Here is an 18,495-nt window from a genome sequence, read left to right on the forward strand (position 1 = left end):
TTCTCGTCCCCCCACCCCCTCCCCTCTCCACCCCCCCCCTCGCGGGGGGGGGGGGGGGGCGGGGGGCCCCCCCCCCCCCCCGCCCGGAGCGATGTCGAGGGCGAGGAAAGCGAAAGGACTTGTTCAGGAAAGGAGTTGAGAAGGAAGCCCCTTCATGGCCTCGCCGCGGGCAACGCTAGCACTCAGCCCGGGACCACGTCGCGCAGGTTTTCGAGGGTGATGACCCGGGAGTCCGGGTGCAGCCCCTCGGGACGTTCGAGACCGATGTACGTCACGGGCTCGTCCGGGACCGGCCCGCCGTCCCACAGGCCCACGGCCGTGGTGTCGCCGGACATCAGGTCGACCAGGTACCGCACCGTCAGGTGCTCGCGCTCCACGACGGCGCGCACCACCTTGGACACCGACACCTGGTTCTGCTCGACCCGGTTGGCCGACGAGATGCCCTTGAGGTACAGGTGCAGCCACTTCGCGCGCCACCGGCCGTCGTCCTCGCGCCGGAACACCAGCGGCAGCGCCACCCGGCCCGCCCCGCGGAGGTCCGACTTCATGCGCACCGTGCGCGGCTCGAACGGCCGTCCCTTCTGTTCGCCGTCGCGCAGCATGAAACCGAAGAACGACTCCTCGACCTCCTCGAAGCCCTCGCCGGCGTAGATGTTGACCTGCGGAACGATGAACGCGCCGCGTACCCGGCCCAGGGACAGGTCGATGAACTCCGAGGCCCCGTCGGGCGCCTCGGTGACATCGCCCGAGTGCCTGCCCCCGACACCCCTGAGGGACATGTAGGAGAGCCAGGAGCGGGTGCTGTAGTCCGCGTCGAGGAGCAGCGCCGAGAGGTCGTAGTCGGTCCGGTGCTCGGTCTGCTTCCAGTACACGAAGAAGCGCAGCCGTTCGCCCGCGACCGCCGAGAGCGAACCCCGCGGCAGTACGCCGAGCCCGGCCGCGGTCGCCCTGCCGCTGAGCGGGAGCGCCACGTCGAGGACGTCGGGGTCGAGCAGCAGCCGGCCCGGTGCGGGGAGCCTGCGGCGCAGCTCGGCGTCGAGGGCGGCGATCAGACGGTCGCGGTCGGCGGTGGGGACCGGCGGCCGGGCGTCGGGGGCGGCCCAGCCGCGGCCACGGCGGTTGACGAAGATCCGGGGTGCGCCGGTCTCCCGCTCCCGGTTCTGGAAGTGCTCGCGGACCGAGAGCACGACCCGGCCGGAGACCTCGGGGGCGACCCGCACCGCGGCGGCCACCACCGCGTCCCGCTCGTCCTGGCCGGCGGCGCTGCGCAGCAGGAGGTCCAGGGTGCGGAACAGCTTGCCGGGAGCGGACTCCAGCAGCCGCACCGCACCGGGGACGTCGGACGCGCCGAGCAGCTCCTCGACACGGCTGTCGAAGGACCGCGCCTCCTTCTCGCCCCGCGCCACGGCGAACACGTCGGCGGCGTGCGGCCAGCGAGGGTACTCGTGCGGGTGGAGACGTTCACCGAGCCGCTTGAAGGGCTCGCGGTGCGCGTGCACGTCGGCCAGCTTGGCGGGGTTCGCCGCGACCACGGCGTCGAGACCCGCGAGCAGCGCACGGCGGGCCGGCCGCGGGAGGGCCCGGAACCGGGTCGGCTCCTGCAGCGTCACGTCGCCGCCCGACAGTGCGCAGGCCAGCCGCAGCACGTCGGTGACGGTGTCCAGCAGGAGGTCCGCGCCGACGGCGAGACGGGCCTCGTTGACGACCGCCCGGTTCTCCCGGACCGGGATCGACTCCGGCTGGGGGCCGAGCGCGCAGCACTCGGCGAGGGTCCGGAGGTCGCGCAGGTGCTCCTCGCCCAGGGGCGTCGTGCTGCCCGCCAGGGCCAGGTACAGGTCCGTGAGTTCGTCGTCCAGGCCCCGCCCGAGGTGCAGGACGGTCACCCGGTCGCCCGCCGAGGCGATCAGCTCGTCCTGCGCCGCGAGCATCTCCTCGTAGGTGTGCTGGTACCGGCCGTACGTGGGAAGGCTGAGCAGGTTCAGCGCCCCGCGTGCCAGTTGCGTCAGCACGCTCTCGCGCGAGGTGTCGTCGCCGAGCGCCTCCGCCACGCACCGCATCCAGAACTCTTCGGTGTCCGGCACGTTCGCCGGGAAGTCGATGAAGTACGCGTTGTGCCGGACGTGGTCGCCCACCATCTCGCTCACGGTGCGCAGCGTCCGCTCGGCGGTGTGCACGACCGCGGCCTCGGACAACCCCGACAGCCGCTCCAGCAGCTCCGTCGAGAGCTTGAAGCCCACGGACGTCAGCGCCGCGTCGAACTGCCGTGCGGCGGTGGCTCCTTGCCCGGCGGAGCCCCCGGGGGAGGGAAGGCGGTGGGTGTGCCGGATGACCAGCGATTCGAGACTGTGCGCCATTCGAGGATGGTCGCAGAGGTGTGCGAGCCGGCGCACAGGAGTTTTCGCGCGCGAGTTCTCGTACGTGCTCCGGCGCCGTCGAACACGCCGTCTTCCCCCCAGCCCTGGAGAACCTGCTCACCGCGGACCTGGAGACCGGCTCCCTCCACAACGCGCTGCGCCGCCTGGGCCTGCACCCGACGCTCGGCTCCTCCGTCCTGACCGCCCGCACCGCCGGCGAGGACGCGCCCGAACTCGACGTGAGCGCCGCCACCCCGATGCTCGTGGAGACCCGCTCCGTCACCGACCAGCACGGAGCCCCGCTGGAACACACGGTCAGCTCCTACGTCGCCCACCGCTACGCGCTCCAGGTCGACTTCTCCGTAGTCGCCCGCCACGAGAACCCCTGACCGGCGCGGGCCCGGAGAGGCCGGCAACCCGACACTTCTTCCTACCTATGGGTGAGCGACGCGTTCCGGGAGCGCACCGCCCCGGCACTCTTCCAGGTGAACGCGTACTCCCCGTACGGGTTCTCGGCGCGGCTCCGCCAAAGGCCCTGGGTGGCCTCACCACGGGGGCGCGGCCCATCCGGTGACGCAGGAGGGACGCGGACGGCCCGGGACGAGGGAGCCGGACCTTTCGCCCGCCCTCGCTACGATCTGCGCTGCTGTGGGCCGATGCACCCGAGCTTGCCGTGATGCGCGCGGCTGACCTGCCGCTATGCGGCGATGCAGGCACTGGGGTCGCCGGCCGTTCCGTGCGACGAGGGGGAGGGACACAGACATGGCGCACGAGCCGAAGGGCCAGGACCGGAAGCAACGGCCGGGGGAGCAGAAGCCGGAGGAACAACGGGCGGGTGTGCAGCTGGCGTGGCTGCTGCGACGCTGGTGGGAGGAGGCCGGGAACGCACCCGGCGGCACGCGGCCCACCCAGCAGGCACTGGCCTCGAAGGTCGGGATCGACCAGACGACGCTCTCGCGCTACCTCAACCCGAAGCACACCTCGAACGCCCCGCCGAGGGTGGTGGAGACGCTGCACACCCACCTGCGCGCCCCGGCGGCGGAACTGGAGCGAGCACGGGAACTGTGCCGGGCGGCGCTGGAGGAGAACAGCCGTCAGAGGGCCGGCGGCCCCGAGCCGGAGCCCACCGGCGGAACCGGCACCCCGGACGGCGGAGCCGGCGGCACGGACGGGCCCGGCGCCCCGAACCGCCGCCGGTCCCGGTGGACGGTGCTGACGCTGGTGGCCGCGGCGGTGGTGCTGGCCTTCGTCGCCGGGACGGTGGTCCGCGACCAGTACGCCCCCGGCTCCCGGACGCCGACCGACGGCGCGGCGGCCGGTGCCGTACCGGTGAGCGGCGTGCCGACCGAGGAGGCGCTCCAGTGGCCGCTGCTGCTGAAGGAGGAGGGGGACCAGTTCGCCCGTGGCCGCGCCCTGCAACACCTGTTGAGGGAAGAGGAGTACGAGGTGAAGGCGGACGGGTTCTTCACGGACGAGACCCAGGAAGCCGTCATGGACTTCCAGCGCAGGAAACACCTGTCGCCCGACGGCAAGGTGGGCAAGCACACGTGGCCCCAACTGGTGAAGGAACTCGGGCCGGGGGCCGAGGGCCACGCGGTCCTGGCCCTCCAGGAGCTGCTGAACAACACGGGCCAGGGGGGCACGGAGGTGTCGGGGAGGTTCACCGCGGCGACCGCCGACGACCTGAGGTTCTTCCAGCGCAGCCACGGCCTGGTGCCGAGCGGCCGGTCGGACGTGCAGACCTGGTTGTCCCTGCTGGTGTTCCAGAGCCCGCCCGCCCACGCCCCCGAGTACCAGAGGGGCACGAGCCCGCTCCCCTCCGCGCCGGCGTGAGCGGACCGGGTCGGCCGCCGCGGGGGAGACCCGCACCCCGACGGCCCGCATGCATGCCGCCCACCCCGCCCCGCATGGCGCGCGACTCCCTCCTCCCCAGGGCATGACCGCAGGCCGGTGCCCCTTCCCGCAGGATGCACGGGGCCTGCATGGATGCCCCTATGCAGGCACCCGGAAACGACTCCTCGCACCTCGTCCCCCCGGGCAGTCTGGTGGCCGTGCCCGGCGCTCCGTGCCGGCACGGCCGGTGGCAGGCGCCGAGGCACGCCACCGGGTTTCCGGCCGACCGGCCGAGGCGGATCACGAAGGTCGGACCGACCGCATCCGCCGCTCCCCATCCGCAGGTGCGTGGCCGCACGGTGCCGGCCGCGAGGGAAGAACGAGGAGAGAAGTACATGAACGCGAGTAACGGTGTCCTGCGCGGCCTCATGACGGCAGGGGTACTGACGACCACCCTGGCCCTCGCCCCGGCCGCCGCCGCGGGCGGCCCCGCCGCCGTCGGAGCCGGAAGCGGCGCGGCCGAGGCGGCCGTGGCGACCACCCTGGTGTTCGACAAGAACCAGGGGGATCCCACCAAATCGAAGCTCTCGGTCTACCAGGGCAAGAAGCTCATCGCCGCCTACCGGGCGGGGTCGGGGACCGGCGTCAAGGACGACTGCACCCGCTTCAAGGGCTGGATGCCGAACGGCGACTGGAAGATCAGGTCCAAGACCCGCACCTACAACGGCAGCGTCATCAAGGGCTACGCCGTCTACCTGCAGGACATGCGGTGCTCCAAGAAGACCGCGACGCGTACGGAGATGTTCATCCACTCGGAGATGAACAGCGACGGCAGCCAGGGGCGCACCGAGGCCCGCCGCTGGGACGGGGCCGGTGACTACAAGTCCAACGGCTGCGTGAAGCTGAACCCGACGGACATCAAGAAGATGTTCCGCCTCCTCGACCGCATCGGCTGGCCGACCCACCTCCGCGTGGTCTCCTGACCCACCCGGACACGCTCCCGGCACCGCGCCCCGACCCGGGGTGCGGTGCCGGCCGGGGTTCTCCCGAACCGATCGCCGGGCGAGGGGAGGACCGGTGCGGAAACCACCGCACCTCCTCTCTCACTTCGTTCTTCAAGGTTTGATCCGGACTCGTTCGATGATGCTTTCGAGGCATCTGACGGCCCTGCCCACGACGTAACGAGTGGTGCGCCGACGGCTGTTCGAGCCGCAGTGGTTGTTCCCAGGGGTAGCGAAACCCCCGCCCTACTTCGCACAGCCCGGCTCACGTCTTCAGTAGCCTCACATCATGGTCTCGGAGACGATTGCTGTGGGTGTTCTTACCTTCATAGGAACCGGTTTAGCCACGGCGACCGGGCTGTGGCAATGGCAGCGAGCCCAGGCCCGCGAAGCACGGGCAAACTTCCGCACCCAGCGAGTAGAGGCTCTGAGGGAGGTGTGGGAGGCGTTGTCGGCCCTTGAGGAGACCCAACGTACGTCCATCGCTCGTCGGGGCCCCTCCGCCGCGGCTGGATCAGGCACGTTGACGCAAGTCAACCTCCTCCTTCTTCGGCGTTCGCCGTTCCTCCGGCCCGATGAGCAGGAATGGGCACAGGCGTTCGCGCAACATGTAACAGAAATCGACACTTTGATCCGTGCAGAGATGCATAACGGCCGACTCGACGCGGATTGGTGGGTAACGTCCATGGCGCAACCCGCCTCGTCGCATGTCGCAGCTGCCGCCGCACACCAACTCGGGCTTCTGCGTGTCAAGTTGGGTGAACGTTACGCTGCGGTCGTACGAGGCGACAGTGATTGAATCCGCGACCACTTCAGTGCTCCGCCTGAGAGAACCGGTTCGCACCGAACCGGGGCGGGCGGCCACGGCGTCGGCCGCGTTCGCGGTTGCCGCTCCGGCAGGCGGCGTGCGCTAGGTTGCCCGCCATGACCGAGCTCGGACCCGTCGCCTGGCCACCTGCCCCGATCAGGACCGAGCGGCTCGTGCTCCGCGGGTCCGAGGCCCGGGACCGTGCGGCGTTCATCGAGCTGTTCGCCTCGCCGGAGGTGCGCACCTACCTCGGTGGCCCCCACCCGCGTGATGAGCTCGAACGCGCGGTGCCCGAGATACCCGGGCGGCGCCCCGGCGTCTTCGTGATCGAGCTCGACGGAGCGGTGATCGGCACGGTCACGCTCGACCAGCGCGACGCGGAGCGTCCGGGACACCTCCGTCCGGATGCCGGGGAGGCCGAGCTCGGCTACATGGTCCTGCCGGAGGCGTGGGGACGCGGGTACGCCGCCGAGGCGTGCGCGGCGGTACTCGACTGGTTCGCCGACGCGCTTCCCGACGAGCCGGTGGTGCTCTGCACCCAGACCGCCAACGACCGCTCGATGCGCCTCGCGGCCAAGCTGGGGTTCACCGAGGTGGAGCGGTTCGAGGAGTTCGGCGCCGAGCAGTGGTTCGGCGTGTGGTCCCCGGTCACGCCGTCCGGTTGAGCTCGCACCCGACAGCGCGACGGATCCACGAGGTCACCGATCGGCCATCGGCTTCGGCGCGGTGCGCCCGGCCCCTTGACGACGAACTCGACCTGCCCTAGTTGAATGTTCGAGCCCATTTCCTGAACAGCGTGGCCGCTTAGGATTCGGACATGGGACTTCTCACGCGTACGCGCCTGGTCGCCTGCGCGGCGGCGTTGTCGACCCTGGCGGCGGGTTTGGGGATCAGGGCCGTGATGACGGGTGACATCGCCAAGTACGCGGGCGACGCGCTCTACACGGCCCTGGTCCACGTGCTCGTGGTGCTGGTCGCGCCCCGGGTGAAGCCGACGGCGGCCGCCGCCGTGGCCCTGGGCTTCAGCTGCGCGGTGGAGCTGTTCCAGCTCACCGGGATCCCCGGTGAGCTGGCGGGGCACAGCCTCGCCGCCAGGCTCGTCCTGGGTTCCACCTTCAACGCGCCCGACCTGCTCTGGTACGCGGTCGGCGCCGTCCTGTCGGCGCTCGTCCACACAGCGGCACAGCGTCCTGCGGTCATCCCCGTCCGTCAAGGATGAGTTCGCCGGCTTGCCCCGGACCGCGAACTCCGTCGCGACGGGGCCGGACTCACGCTCGAGGTCCACTCGGCCCATCGGATAACCCGCCTGGACAGCCATCGCCGCAGGTGAGCGTAGCCGTATCCCTCAGATGCCGAGCGCGTCGGCGAGCAGGGCGCGGGACTTCGCACGGGCATCGGGGTCGGGGATGATGTCCTGAACCATGATTTCCCGGGCGCCTGTGGCGGCGGCCATCAGCTGGAGCTGCTCGCGCACCGTCTCGGGGCTGCCCGCCAGCTGGCGCGGCCAGTGGCCGCCGTGGATGACCGTCGGCGCGTCCTTCTCCGCCTTGCTCAGTTCCCGTTCGGCCTCGGCCACGGTCGGGACCGTCGCGGACGGCCCCATACGGCCGAGGCGGGCATAGAGGGCACGTGCGGACCAGACGAGGCGCCGGGCCTCGGCGTCGGTGTCCGCGACGACGACGTTGACGGCGAGGATCGCGCGGTGGTCCGTGCTTCCGAACGCGGTGGGGGTGAAGGCACGGCGATGCTCCAGCAGAGCCTGCTCGGCCCGCGCGGGGTTGATGAACCCGGCGAACGCATAGCCCAGGCCGAGCCGTCCGGCCAGGTGCGCGCTGTTGCCGGAGGAGCCCAGGAGCCACACGTCGGGCCGGGTGGCCACGCCCGCAGTGAGGTCGATCTGCGCGAAGGGGTGGTCCTCGGGGAAGGCACCGTGCAGGTAGGCCAGGATCTCCTGGACCTGCCCGTCGAAGTCGTCCACGGGTCGTGCGGTGCGGTCCCGGCGCAGCGCCAGGTCGGTCACGGGTCCGGTGGTGGCGCGTCCGAGTCCGAGGTCGATCCTGCCGGGGCTGAGGGCTTCGAGTTGCAGGAAGGTCTCGGCGACCTTGAAGGGGCTGTAGTGGTTCAGCAGCACCGCGCCCGAGCCGACTCGTATCCGGTTCGTCTCGCGCGCCGCCAGGGTGATGAGCAACTCCGGGGCGTGGGAGGCGAATCCGGGGGTGTTGTGGTGTTCGGTGTACCAGATGCGGTGGTAGCCGAGTTCCTCGGCCTGGCGGGCTGCGTCGAGGGCCGACCGAAGAGCGGTGGTCTTGTCCGTGCCGGGGGTGACCGCGCCGAGTTCGACGAGGGAGAGTTTCATGCCTGCCGCTCCTTGGGGTTGCGAAGGGCCGGGTGGTTCGCGGCCAGTCCGTTCTGGTGGGGGATGCCCAGGTGGTCGCGCAGGGTGGTGCCTTCGTACTCGGTGCGGAACACGCCGCGCTTCTGCAGGATCGGCACCACGTGGTCGACGAAGTCCGCCACGCCGTCGGCGGCGTCGGGGGAGATGGTGAAGCCGTTCCCGATACCGGCCTCGAACCAGTGCTGCAGCATGTCGGCGACCTGCTCGGGGGTGCCCAGGGCCACCGGGTGGTACTGAATGGGCCCGTGGGCGATGATGTCGCGCACCGTCCGGCCCTCCTTCGCCAGGCGCAGGGCCAGCGGCGCGCGCGGATCGCCGGGGTGGGCGTGGGCGTCGCGCAGCAGCTCCTCGTCGACCGGCTCGTCCAGGTCGTCCATGGTCAGCGGGACGCCGATCTGGGTGCCCAGGTAGGCCACCTTGGACGGCAGGTCGCCGAGTTCGTCCAGCTCCCGGCGCCGCTGGAGCGCCTCGCGCTCGGTGGAGGCGACCGAGGTGACGATGCCGTTGAAGACCGTCATGTGGTCCGGGTTCCGGCCGTACGCCTCGGCGGCCCGCCGGACCGCCTGCCAGTGGGCGGTGGCGGAGGAGAGGTCGAAGGGGTTGTTGTAGACGGCGTTCGCGTAGGCACCGGCGAGGGCCAGGCCGTTGGCCCCGCCGCCGGCCTGGAAGACGACGGGTTGGCCCTGGGGGGACGGTGGCAGGCCCAGCGGGCCGCGCGAGAACATGCGCCGTCCGCGCACCATCACCGGCCGGATCCGCTCGGCGTCGGCGAAGTGCCCGTTCTCGGTGTCCAGCAGCAGCGCGCCCTCGGGCCAGCTGCCCCACAGCGCCATCACCGAGGCGATGAACTCCTCGGCGTGCGCGTAGCGTTCGGCCCGGTCGGGGATGTCGGCGCCGAAGTTCAGGGCGGCGGCGGGGTGCGAGGTGGTGACGGCGTTCCAGCCGATCCGGCCGCCGCTGACCAGGTCCAGGGCGCGGAACTGGCGGGCGACGGTGTAGGCGTGGTTGAACGTCGTGGACGCGGTGGCGACCAGCCCGATGCGCTCGGTCTCCCGGGCGAGGGCGGTCAGTACGACGACCGGGTCGAGGGCCGCCTGCGGTGAACTCGTCGCCAGGTCCACCGTGACGGCGGGGGTGTCGGCGAAGAAGATCGCGTCGAGCTTGCCCCGCTCGGCGATCCGGGCCGCCCGGACGAGGAAGTCGACGTCGATGAAGGCGTCCGCCTGGTCCCCGGGCCAGCGCCAGGCGCCCTGTTCGATGCCCGTACCGCCGATGAGCTGGACGGTCAGGTGCATCTGTCGTGGTTTGTGCATGTCGAATCCCTAGCGATGTGGGACACCGTCGCCCCGCATCCATAAACGGAGGCAGCATCCACTTTCGCTTGGGACGATACGGAGGTAGCCTCCGTTACGTCAAGGCTCAGAGTCACGGCAGTACGGGAGGGCCGCCATGGCGAGCGGGCAGTCAGGGGAGCGCAGGCCGCGCAGCGACACACTGCGCAATCGCGCCAAGATCCTCGACGTGGCACTCCGCCACTTCTCCGAACACGGCATCGGCACCTCACTGGAGGCGATCGCCAAGGACGCCGGCGTCGGCCCCGCCACGCTCTACCGCCACTTCCCCCAACGCGAGGCACTGCTCGCCGCCGCCCTGCACGTCCGCGGGGAGGAACTGCTCGCCCGCCGCGCCGAGATCGAACGGATCGCGGACCCGGACGAGGCACTGCGGCAGTGGATGCGGGTCCTCGAGGACTACCTGAGCCTCTTCAGCGGGCTGCCCAACCCGGTGATCAGCGCCCTCGAGGAGGGCGACTCCCCGCTCGCCGTGTCCTGCCAGAACCTGACCGCCATCACCGACGAGCTGCTCCGGTCCGCGCAGCGCGACGGAACCGCACGGGCCTCGGTCCAGGCCGACACCCTGTTCCTCTCCGCACTGTCCCTGGCGTGGGTCAGGAGTGCGGGAACCGCTGACAGCGCCTCGCTGGAGGCCTTGCGGGCGATGACGGAGACCGGCTACACAAGCGGAGCCGACCGTCGACCGTAGCCGGGCCACACCCTGCCGAGACCGTTGGCGAGCCACCGGCCGGCCGAGCCGAGCCGCCGACGTGACACCGACGGCCGACGGCACGCTCGACCACTGGGGCGGACGCACCCTCGAAACCGCGGCCTGACCCGACCCGGCGAACCGATGCGGTCGCCACACAGACCCACGGCCGGCTGAACTGGTCTTCTCACAGGCATGCTTGGGCGAGGGTGGGAGGAACTGAGTTGTCGGTCAGCCACCCTGGTAGATCGTGGTGCACAGCAGCATGGCGCCGTCGTCCACCAGAGTGGCCCAGTAGCGCGTCTGGTCGCCTGCCACCCGGCGGCAGTTGTTCGCGTTGGCGCCCGCCGGGGCGCGGTAGACGCCTGTGATGTGCATGATCTGGTTGTACGGGACGGGCACCGGCTCACGTCGGCAGGCCACGGCCGTCATCAGGCCGAGGGAGATCGAGTCGCCGGACTGCTGGCCGAGCAGGCAGTAGTCGGCGTGGTAGACGCGGGTGAGGCAGAGCTTCGTGGTGTTGCCGGTGGTGGCGGACTGATAGCTCCAGTACGACTTCCCATAGCTGGTGGGGCAGGCCGTGTCGGTGGCGGTCACCTGGACCTGCGCCTGCTCGCCGGCGCAGGACACGGGGTCCGGCGGAACATCGACGTTCCAGTCGATGCTGGTGGTGCCCCCGCGGCCCGTGTCGTGGACCGCCAGGCAGTCGCCGGCCGAGATGGCTTTGAACGCCTCTTCGGTGGGATCCGGAGTGGGTGTCGACGGCTCGGGGCCGGAATCGTCGGTGTTCCCCTCACTGATGCCAGGGCTATCGGGGGTGTGGACGGTCGGCGAAGATGTGTACGGGGCTGGGCTGGAACTGGATGGGGGCGAGTCGGCCAGCAGGTCCTTCAGCTCCGCCGCGTTGCTCACGCCCAGCCAGGTCAGGATCGACAGCACGGATGCGATTCCGCCGATCAGTGCCCACAACTTGGCAGTGGAATGATCACTGGATGCGCCTGCCACGATGCCCTCCCCCGCCGAGGCTCAGGCGATATTAACTATTTTGGCGCCGCTGAGAGTCGAACTCCCGTGATCCCGCCCCCTCGCGATCCCCGGCCTCGGCTGCGGCGAGCAGCCACCGCTCGGCGTGCTCCAGGCCGCCATGGGACTCGTGAAGGCGCTTACCGAGAGCCTTCAACGCCCCGACGACACCCGCCTCCGCGGCCAGTTCGAGGTTCGGGTCCGGCTGCCCCCACACCATCCTCGACGCTGCCACCTGCCCCCTCTTCCGGCGCCCCGCCCGCCACGCGCCTCCACGGTGGCCGGCCTTCACCGTCTCCCACCGTGTCCTGTCGTTCCAAGTTTCCCCTTATACAGGTGACTTGTGCTGAGCATGTCCCGCCGTGACGCCGGCCGGGCGCGACCCTTCGAGGCCGACACCGCTCATCAGGACGTCCGCCCGGCGCGCAGTCGCCGCACGTCCCGTACGAACGTGTGCAAGGTGCTGAGGAAGATCGCAGCTCCAGCCGCGGCCCAGAGAGCCGATGCCCGGAGCGGTACGCGTGAACGGCAACGACGAGCAGCAGCACGCCGCCAAGGAGGCCGATGGCCGAGATCAGAGCGCTGATGCGGTGAGCCATGTGGACATCAGCAACGACAACCTCGGCCATCGGGCAGGATCCGAACGAATCGGCTCAGCTCTTCGACTGAAGACTCGGTGCACCGCATCCCACCGTGTCCAACAACGCCTGCCAGGCCCCGTTCGTGACGGTCAGTACCGCCCCGTCCCGCCACTTCGAGTCACGCACCCACATGCCGCCACCGACCCGCGCGCACTCCACGCACTCAGTGCCGCTGCCGCCGCTGTAGGAGGACTTAAACCACTGAGGGCTGGAGGCCGCTGTCATCGTCACTCCTCGCTTAGGCGCTGGATGAGCTCCGTCGACGACTCGAGGTCGAGTGCCTGGGCGCTCAGATATTCGAACGCCAACCTATACCGCTCCAGCTCCGGCTTCTTCTCCATGAACAAGCCACCACCGAGGAGATCGACGTACACCACGTCCAACTCGGGCGACGGGCCGCGCAAAACGACGAAGCTCCCAACGGACGCAGCATGCGCTCCTGTTGAGAAAGGCAGCACCTGTACGGTCACGTGTGGGCGCTCCGCCATGGCCAGCAGGTGACCCAACTGTTCCTGCATGACCGAACGTCCGCCCACTTGGCGCCTGAGGGCGGCTTCGTCGATCACGCACCAGATGCGGGGTGGCTCTTTGCGGTCTAGGAGTTCCTGCCGCTTCATGCGGATGTCGACCATGTGCTGTACCTCCCGCTCGGGGCAGTGCACCTCTGACGCCCGGTGGACGGCTTCTGCGTAAGGGCGTGTCTGGAGGAGGCCCGGGATGTACATGCACGCGTAGTGGTCCTCGCGTACGACTTCGTCCTCAAGTGTGAGCATCAGGTTCATAGACTCGGGGATGGGGTCTGCCAGTGAGCGCCACCACCCCTGGATCTTCGCGCCCTTCGCCAGGTCGATGAGGGCGAGTCGTTCCTCGTCTGAGGCTTCGTACTCCCGGCAAAGGGCTTCCACTGCGGGCCACTTGACCGTGCCCTCCTTCGTCTCATAGCGACTGAGCGTTGCCTTTGAGATGCCCACCCGGGCGCCTGCTTCCTCGAGCGTCAGGCCCTTGCGCTCACGCAGTCGGCGCAGGTCGGCGCCCAACTGGCGCCTGCGGGTCGTCGGTCCAACCGGCATAGAAGTAGCCCTTCGATTCGATCACTTCAGAGCGTCCATAGATGCGGGACGCCGGGGCAAGACGGCGTGTGCGCGGGGGCGCCCAGTGCGCTTCCGCGCTCCCACTAGTACGTGATGAGAGTTCCATTTTGAGAGTTTCAATGCAACTCTCAGTATGGAATGAGCTTCAGCGTGTAACCATCGTGGCCCAGGTAGGAGTTGAGCCGTGCAGTATGTCGCCTACAAGTCCCTGACATCTTGGGGGCTTCCCTTCCTTGCGGAGCCGGAAGAGGTCTCAGCCTTGCGCAGCCTCGTGCGGACGCATCTGGAAGCCTGGGGCTTCCAAGAGTTCATCGACTCGGCCCAACTGTGTGTAAGCGAGCTCGTCGCAAACGTGATCACGCACATCGGTCGAGGAACCCCGGCCCATCTCGCCGTCCTCCTCAACGGAACCCGTCTTCGCATCGAAGTGCGTGACCCCGACGCCCGCGCGCTTCCTACCCTTCTGGAGGCCAGTGACGACGCCGAAGGAGGACGAGGTATGGCGCTGGTCGACGCCCTCGCGGATCGCTGGGGCGTCGAACTGCACGGCGACTGCAAGGTGACGTGGTGCGAGCTCGTCGTCGTACCAGCCGTGCCCGAGGGGCATATGGGCGGCGCACGGGGAGCGAGAGCCGCGAGGGTGCTCAGCTCCTACGGAGAGAGCGAGCCCTGCACCACGTTCCGGCGAAGCCGGCTGGGCTCCATGGCGGCCGAGGCAACCGCCATCGACGTCATCGCCGACCTCCTGCACTGGCTTCAGGCCCATGGCCATGACGCCGATGACATCCTCGACCGCGCTCAGACGCGCTTCGAGGCCGAACTGGATGCGGCTCGCGCCTCTCGATGAAGGTCAGCCCGCAGCCACCGCCTTGGCGTACGACAACACATCTGCCGGAATGGGGTACTTCACCTTCCAGGTGATGGCCATCGGCTTACTGCCCTCGTGCCTCTCATACTCGGCAGGGCCCAGCAGCATCCATGGCTGAGCACCGCCTATGTCGGTGGTCTTGTAGCGGCGGACGAACAGCAGCACCTGGCTGCCCTGAGCGGTGTGACGCTGGTATCTCAGCCCCGTCGCGGACGTCTCCGAGGTCTGGTTCTGGGACTCCCAGTGGAACCGCGTCTCGCTCAGTGCGAAGTCCCGGTAGCGGGTCTGCGGGGAGAAGTCCTTCTCGTCCTTTTCGAGGGTGATGAGGAGCGCGTCGGTCTTCACGGACTCGCACCACTTCACTCCTTCCCGGAAGTCCCCCGGCATGAAGCCCCCGATGTCGGACTGGCCGAGAGCGGGAAGGATCTCTTCGCGGGTGTAGGAAGCGTGCACGGCCAGCGGAACACCCCGGTCTCCGGACGCTCCGAGGAGGGGGATGGGCACGTGCTCGGTGTGTGCGAGGTTGTACGCCAGCACTTGGCGCAGCTCACTGCGGAAAGCGTGCTGCTTTCGGAGGACGGCGAACCCGGCGTCGTAGTGCGCGAAGCCCTTCCGCGTGACACCGCCCAGCGGCCACAGCTGGAAGAAGAGCATGCGCGCGTACGCCTTCCCCTTCTCATCGAGGTCGCTGTAGGCAGGGGCGTCGTCTTCCAGCATGCGTGTGTACTCGGCCACGCGCAGCGGGTCGTCGACGTGGAGGAAGGCAGGTACCCGTTTGAGGAACGCGGCCTCTCCTTCGGGCGCCTCGCGGTCCATCAATCCGGCGCGGCGGAGCAGCCCGGTCCACGAGTTCCCGTTCCCCCGGTACACCTCCTTGAGCTCCCGCCCGCTTTCCTCCAGGTAGCGGCTGAGACGGGGCTCTGCGTACTCGGCGACTTCACGGGCCAGCGTGGTCACGTTGACGTTGAGCTGATCCTTGATGTTGGCGATGATCGTGCGCTTGGCCTTCTCCTCCAGCATGATCTCGCAGCCGGAGGGGAGCTGCGGGAAGTCGTGTTCGATGTGGTCCAGCAGCCGCTTGCGCGTCAGATTCGTCAAGGCGCGGAATTGGTTCTCGAAACGGAACTCCTTGCGGTGCTGGCCGATGAAGTCCAGGACGGTCAACACCGCCTTGGTGTCGGAGCGCCGGAGACCACGGCCGAGTTGCTGGAGGAACACGGTCGCGCTCGAGGTGGGACGGAGAAGGAGCAGGGTGTCGACATCAGGGATGTCGACACCTTCGTTGAAGAGATCGACCGAGAAGACCACTTGCAGATCCCCGGACTTCAAGTCCGCGAGCGCCTGCCGCCGCTGATCAGCCGGTGTCTCCCCGGATACGGCGACGGCGTTGAAACCGGCGGAACGGAAGGACTCCGCCATGAAGTGCGCATGAGCGACGGAGACACAGAACCCCAACGCCCGCATCCCGCTGGGATTCGCCACCTTCTCCTCGATGGCCTTCACGACGAGGCCAGCACGGACCGTATTACCCGTCAGGACGTTGCTGAGCGAGCTCACGTCATAGGCTCCTCGCTTCCACTCCACGGCGCTCAGGTCGGTGTTGTCACTGATGCCGAAGTAATGGAAGGGACAGAGGAGGTTGTTGTCCAGTGCCTCCCACAAACGCATCTCGGCGGCGATACGGCCGTCGAAGAACTCGTCCTGGATGTTCTTGCCATCCATGCGTTCGGGGGTGGCCGTAAGACCGAGCAGCTCCAGCGGCTGGAAGTGATCAACGATCTTCCGGTACGTCGGTGAGGTTCCGTGATGGAACTCATCGATCACGATGACGTCGAAGTGGTCGGGGACGAGACGATCAAGCGCTCTTGCGTTGAGCGACTGCACGCTTGCGAAGACATGCGTCCAGCGCTCCGGGATCTCCCCGCTGTGCAGGGGCTCTCCGAAGTTCGCATCAAGCAGGACGTCCTGGTACGTCCGCAGGGACTGCTGCAGGATCTCCTTGCGGTGGGCGACGAAGAGGAGGCGCAGGTCGCGCTCGTGCCTCCGGCGGAGGTGCTTGTAGTCCAGCGCGGCCATGACCGTCTTGCCTGTACCCGTGGCTGCCACCAGGAGGTTGCGGTGCCGATCGTGCAGCTTGCGCTCGACGTCAAGGCGCTCGAGCATGTCGCGCTGATGGGGGTACGGTCGGACCTCGAGGCCGGACAGCGTGATGGATCGGTCTGCTGAGGGAGCACCACCGGCCACTGCCAGTGCTTCCTGAAGGCGACTGCCGTCGGAGTGGGGTTCGTACGTCTCGAAGGACGGGTCGTTCCAGTACGACTCGAACGTCGCCTCGAACTTCCGCATCACCTCGGGCGTGGCCACGGAGGACAGGCGCACGTTCCACTCGAGGCCGTCGAGGAGCGCGGCCTTCGACAGATTCGAACTGCCGACGTATGCCGTGTGGTAGCCGCTGTTCCGCTGGAACAGCCACGCCTTGGCGTGAAGCCGGGTCGACCGCGTCTCGTAGTTGACCTTCACCTCGGCATCAAAATCTTCGACCATGCGGTCTAGGGCTCGCCGCTCGGTGGCCCCCATGTACGTGGTGGTCAGAACCCGTATCGGCACACCTCGCTCCCGGGCCGCCTGCAAGGACCGCTCGATGACGCGCAGCCCGTGCCATTTGACGAAGGCGCACAGGAGGTCCACGCGGTCGGCGGTGGCGAGCTCCGCGCGCAGTTCAAATCCGAGGCTCGGATCCTCGGGGGAGTTGGTGAGGAGCGCGGTGTCCGAGAGCGGGACGCCGGGACGCATGGCGAAGACCCCAGGTGCTTCCTGTCGCGTGACGGCCAGGAGTTGTCGGGGGCCGTCTGCGACGAGGTCCACCCACTCCTGTGCTCCCTTGAGCGTGCTGATGGATTCCAGGATGTGGTTGGCCGCGTGCACGCGATCGTCGGCGGGCAGATTCTGGAGGACGCGGCGCACGGTGTGGGAGACGTGCCGCGCGAGCACGTGAGGGACCGATTCGGGCCCCACAGCGTCGCTCACCGGACGCCAGCCGAGCCGGGAGAGCTCCTTCAGCTTTTCCTCGAAGCGGAGCGTGATCAGCTGCTCGTATAGGCCCGGGGCGGGGTGGGCCAGGTCCTCTAGCTCGGACACGTGAGCTCCTTTGAGCACTCGGGGCAATGAGGCACATGTGTAACAGAGCGCTCTGACAGCCCTGGCTGAGGTAGTCCGATGGGACAAGCCTTGCGGCCTCAACAAGGCTGGCCCCAAAAGGGAATTGACAAATTTGATCGATCTCGCTCAAGTATGGGCGGATGGGAATCGAACGAGTCATCGGACATGTGGAAGGCGTGCCTGTAGGCGAGGTCTTCCATCGGCGACTGCACGTGCAGCGGGCGAAACTGCATCAAACGAACCAGCGGGGCATTTCCTGGCTCGAGGACCAGGACGGCAGAAGGGTCGGAGACGCGATTGTCCTGCACGGGGGCTACGAGGACGATGAAGACCACTGGGACTGGATCCGGTACACGGGGGCTTCGGAGGGCAAGGACAAGGATTCCGCCGGCAGGTTGCTGCGCAGTCAATCGTGGTCGTATGTGGACAATGCTGCCCTCCGGCTCAGCTATGAGCGGGGGCATCCCATCCGCGTGATCCGAGGGTACGAGGGGGACCCGCGGTACTCGCCGTCCGACTCCTACCGGTATGACGGCCTGTACGAGATCACAGATGTTCGTACGGCTGTTTCCAAGCGTCCGGCCCCTGACGGATCGCCGATTCACATTTGTCAGTTCGATCTGCGGCGTTTGCCGGTTCTTAAGCAGGCGCAGACTCCGCTCGAGCGCCGTGTCCTCGAAGTGCTGGAAGAGCTCGACGATGAGCAAGACCGGCAGGCGTATGAAGGGCTGTCTGGTGAGCGCCAGGATGTGGAGAAGTTCCCGCGATCGCGCAGCATGCGGGTCCGCCGCTTGATCCGGGATACGGCTGCCGCGAGACGGATCAAGCAGCTCTACAAGGGGGAGTGTCAGCTCTGTGGTCTCCAGCTGGTCGGGCCGGACGGCAGGCCGTACAGCGAGGGTGCTCACATACGGCCTCTGGGGAAGCCCCACCACGGTCCCGACGTCGAGCCCAACATCTTGTGTCTCTGCCCTAACTGTCATGTACGGCTCGACATTGGTGCCATCACAGTTGACGAAGACTGGTCGGTCATTGCGCATGCGGGCTTGTCGGGCGTGAGGCTCTTGCCGAAGCTCGCCGTGAAAGATAGTCACCGAGTTCACCAGGAGTACCTTCGCTACCACCGGAGGTACTGGGAGCAGAAAACCACTGGCGAGGTGCCATAAGGGGCATAATGGTCCGTCCGTTTCTCGTAGGCGGTCCAGAGCTCGCCGCTCGGTGGCCCCCGGCCGCTCCCTGCTCAGGGGCCGTCTCGACAGGTGGCCGCAGCCGGCTTGGA

General features: G+C 68.5%; 16 protein-coding genes. 8 read left to right on the forward strand and 8 right to left on the reverse strand.

The window, feature by feature from the left end; translation table 11 throughout:
* Positions 1-182: 182 nt before the first annotated feature.
* Positions 183-2,354 (reverse strand): TerD family protein, encoded by a 2,172-nt coding sequence (locus AB0I73_RS31880; RefSeq protein WP_363043230.1) that lies wholly within the window; start codon positions 2,352-2,354, stop codon positions 183-185.
* 20 nt (positions 2,355-2,374) lie between these two features.
* Between AB0I73_RS31880 and AB0I73_RS31885 the strand changes: the two genes are divergently transcribed.
* The 5 genes from AB0I73_RS31885 to AB0I73_RS31905 all read left to right on the forward strand — a co-directional run bounded on the left by AB0I73_RS31885 (position 2,375) and on the right by AB0I73_RS31905 (position 7,215).
* Complete coding sequence (locus AB0I73_RS31885; protein WP_363043232.1) at positions 2,375-2,743, forward strand: UTRA domain-containing protein; 369 nt, start codon at positions 2,375-2,377, stop codon at positions 2,741-2,743.
* Between the two features lie 373 nt (positions 2,744-3,116).
* Positions 3,117-4,187 (forward strand): peptidoglycan-binding protein, encoded by a 1,071-nt coding sequence (locus AB0I73_RS31890; protein WP_363043234.1) that lies wholly within the window; start codon positions 3,117-3,119, stop codon positions 4,185-4,187.
* A gap of 395 nt (positions 4,188-4,582) precedes the next feature.
* Positions 4,583-5,170, forward strand: coding sequence for a L,D-transpeptidase (locus AB0I73_RS31895; protein ID WP_363043236.1), 588 nt, complete (start codon positions 4,583-4,585; stop codon positions 5,168-5,170).
* Between the two features lie 942 nt (positions 5,171-6,112).
* Positions 6,113-6,661, forward strand: a complete 549-nt coding sequence (locus AB0I73_RS31900) for a GNAT family N-acetyltransferase (protein WP_363043238.1) — start codon at positions 6,113-6,115, stop codon at positions 6,659-6,661.
* A 152-nt stretch (positions 6,662-6,813) separates the two neighbouring features.
* On the forward strand, positions 6,814-7,215 hold the full coding sequence (locus tag AB0I73_RS31905; RefSeq protein WP_363043240.1) for a DUF2809 domain-containing protein: 402 nt from the start codon (positions 6,814-6,816) through the stop codon (positions 7,213-7,215).
* A 126-nt stretch (positions 7,216-7,341) separates the two neighbouring features.
* Here the strand turns inward: AB0I73_RS31905 and AB0I73_RS31910 are convergent, their stop codons facing one another.
* Positions 7,342-8,352 (reverse strand): LLM class flavin-dependent oxidoreductase, encoded by a 1,011-nt coding sequence (locus AB0I73_RS31910; protein ID WP_363043242.1) that lies wholly within the window; start codon positions 8,350-8,352, stop codon positions 7,342-7,344.
* Positions 8,349-9,704 (reverse strand): NtaA/DmoA family FMN-dependent monooxygenase, encoded by a 1,356-nt coding sequence (locus tag AB0I73_RS31915; RefSeq protein ID WP_363043244.1) that lies wholly within the window; start codon positions 9,702-9,704, stop codon positions 8,349-8,351. The genes AB0I73_RS31910 and AB0I73_RS31915 overlap by 4 nt, the downstream gene beginning before the upstream one ends.
* A gap of 136 nt (positions 9,705-9,840) precedes the next feature.
* On the opposite strand from AB0I73_RS31915, the gene AB0I73_RS31920 reads away from it, so the two are divergent.
* On the forward strand, positions 9,841-10,434 hold the full coding sequence (locus AB0I73_RS31920; RefSeq protein ID WP_363043246.1) for a helix-turn-helix domain-containing protein: 594 nt from the start codon (positions 9,841-9,843) through the stop codon (positions 10,432-10,434).
* A gap of 231 nt (positions 10,435-10,665) precedes the next feature.
* Here the strand turns inward: AB0I73_RS31920 and AB0I73_RS31925 are convergent, their stop codons facing one another.
* The 4 genes from AB0I73_RS31925 to AB0I73_RS31940 all read right to left on the reverse strand — a co-directional run bounded on the left by AB0I73_RS31925 (position 10,666) and on the right by AB0I73_RS31940 (position 13,168).
* A complete protein-coding gene (locus AB0I73_RS31925; protein WP_363043248.1) occupies positions 10,666-11,439 on the reverse strand; it encodes a hypothetical protein in 774 nt (257 codons plus the stop codon).
* A 31-nt stretch (positions 11,440-11,470) separates the two neighbouring features.
* Positions 11,471-11,692: a hypothetical protein gene (locus AB0I73_RS31930; RefSeq protein WP_363043250.1), complete on the reverse strand. Its 222-nt coding sequence runs from the start codon at positions 11,690-11,692 to the stop codon at positions 11,471-11,473.
* 418 nt (positions 11,693-12,110) lie between these two features.
* Positions 12,111-12,323 (reverse strand): DUF397 domain-containing protein, encoded by a 213-nt coding sequence (locus tag AB0I73_RS31935; RefSeq protein WP_363043252.1) that lies wholly within the window; start codon positions 12,321-12,323, stop codon positions 12,111-12,113.
* A 2-nt stretch (positions 12,324-12,325) separates the two neighbouring features.
* Positions 12,326-13,168, reverse strand: coding sequence for a helix-turn-helix transcriptional regulator (locus AB0I73_RS31940; RefSeq protein WP_363043254.1), 843 nt, complete (start codon positions 13,166-13,168; stop codon positions 12,326-12,328).
* A gap of 205 nt (positions 13,169-13,373) precedes the next feature.
* Between AB0I73_RS31940 and AB0I73_RS31945 the strand changes: the two genes are divergently transcribed.
* Positions 13,374-14,036: an ATP-binding protein gene (locus AB0I73_RS31945; RefSeq protein WP_363043256.1), complete on the forward strand. Its 663-nt coding sequence runs from the start codon at positions 13,374-13,376 to the stop codon at positions 14,034-14,036.
* Positions 14,037-14,039: 3 nt separating this feature from the next.
* On the opposite strand, the gene AB0I73_RS31950 is transcribed toward AB0I73_RS31945, so the two are convergent.
* Positions 14,040-17,195, reverse strand: a complete 3,156-nt coding sequence (locus AB0I73_RS31950) for a DUF3427 domain-containing protein (RefSeq protein WP_363043258.1) — start codon at positions 17,193-17,195, stop codon at positions 14,040-14,042.
* Between the two features lie 161 nt (positions 17,196-17,356).
* Between AB0I73_RS31950 and AB0I73_RS31955 the strand changes: the two genes are divergently transcribed.
* Positions 17,357-18,382, forward strand: a complete 1,026-nt coding sequence (locus tag AB0I73_RS31955; protein ID WP_363043260.1) for a YDG/SRA domain-containing protein — start codon at positions 17,357-17,359, stop codon at positions 18,380-18,382.
* Positions 18,383-18,495: the final 113 nt, after the last annotated feature.

It is taken from the genome of Streptomyces sp. NPDC050388, from assembly GCF_040655635.1.
GTDB lineage: Bacteria > Actinomycetota > Actinomycetes > Streptomycetales > Streptomycetaceae > Streptomyces.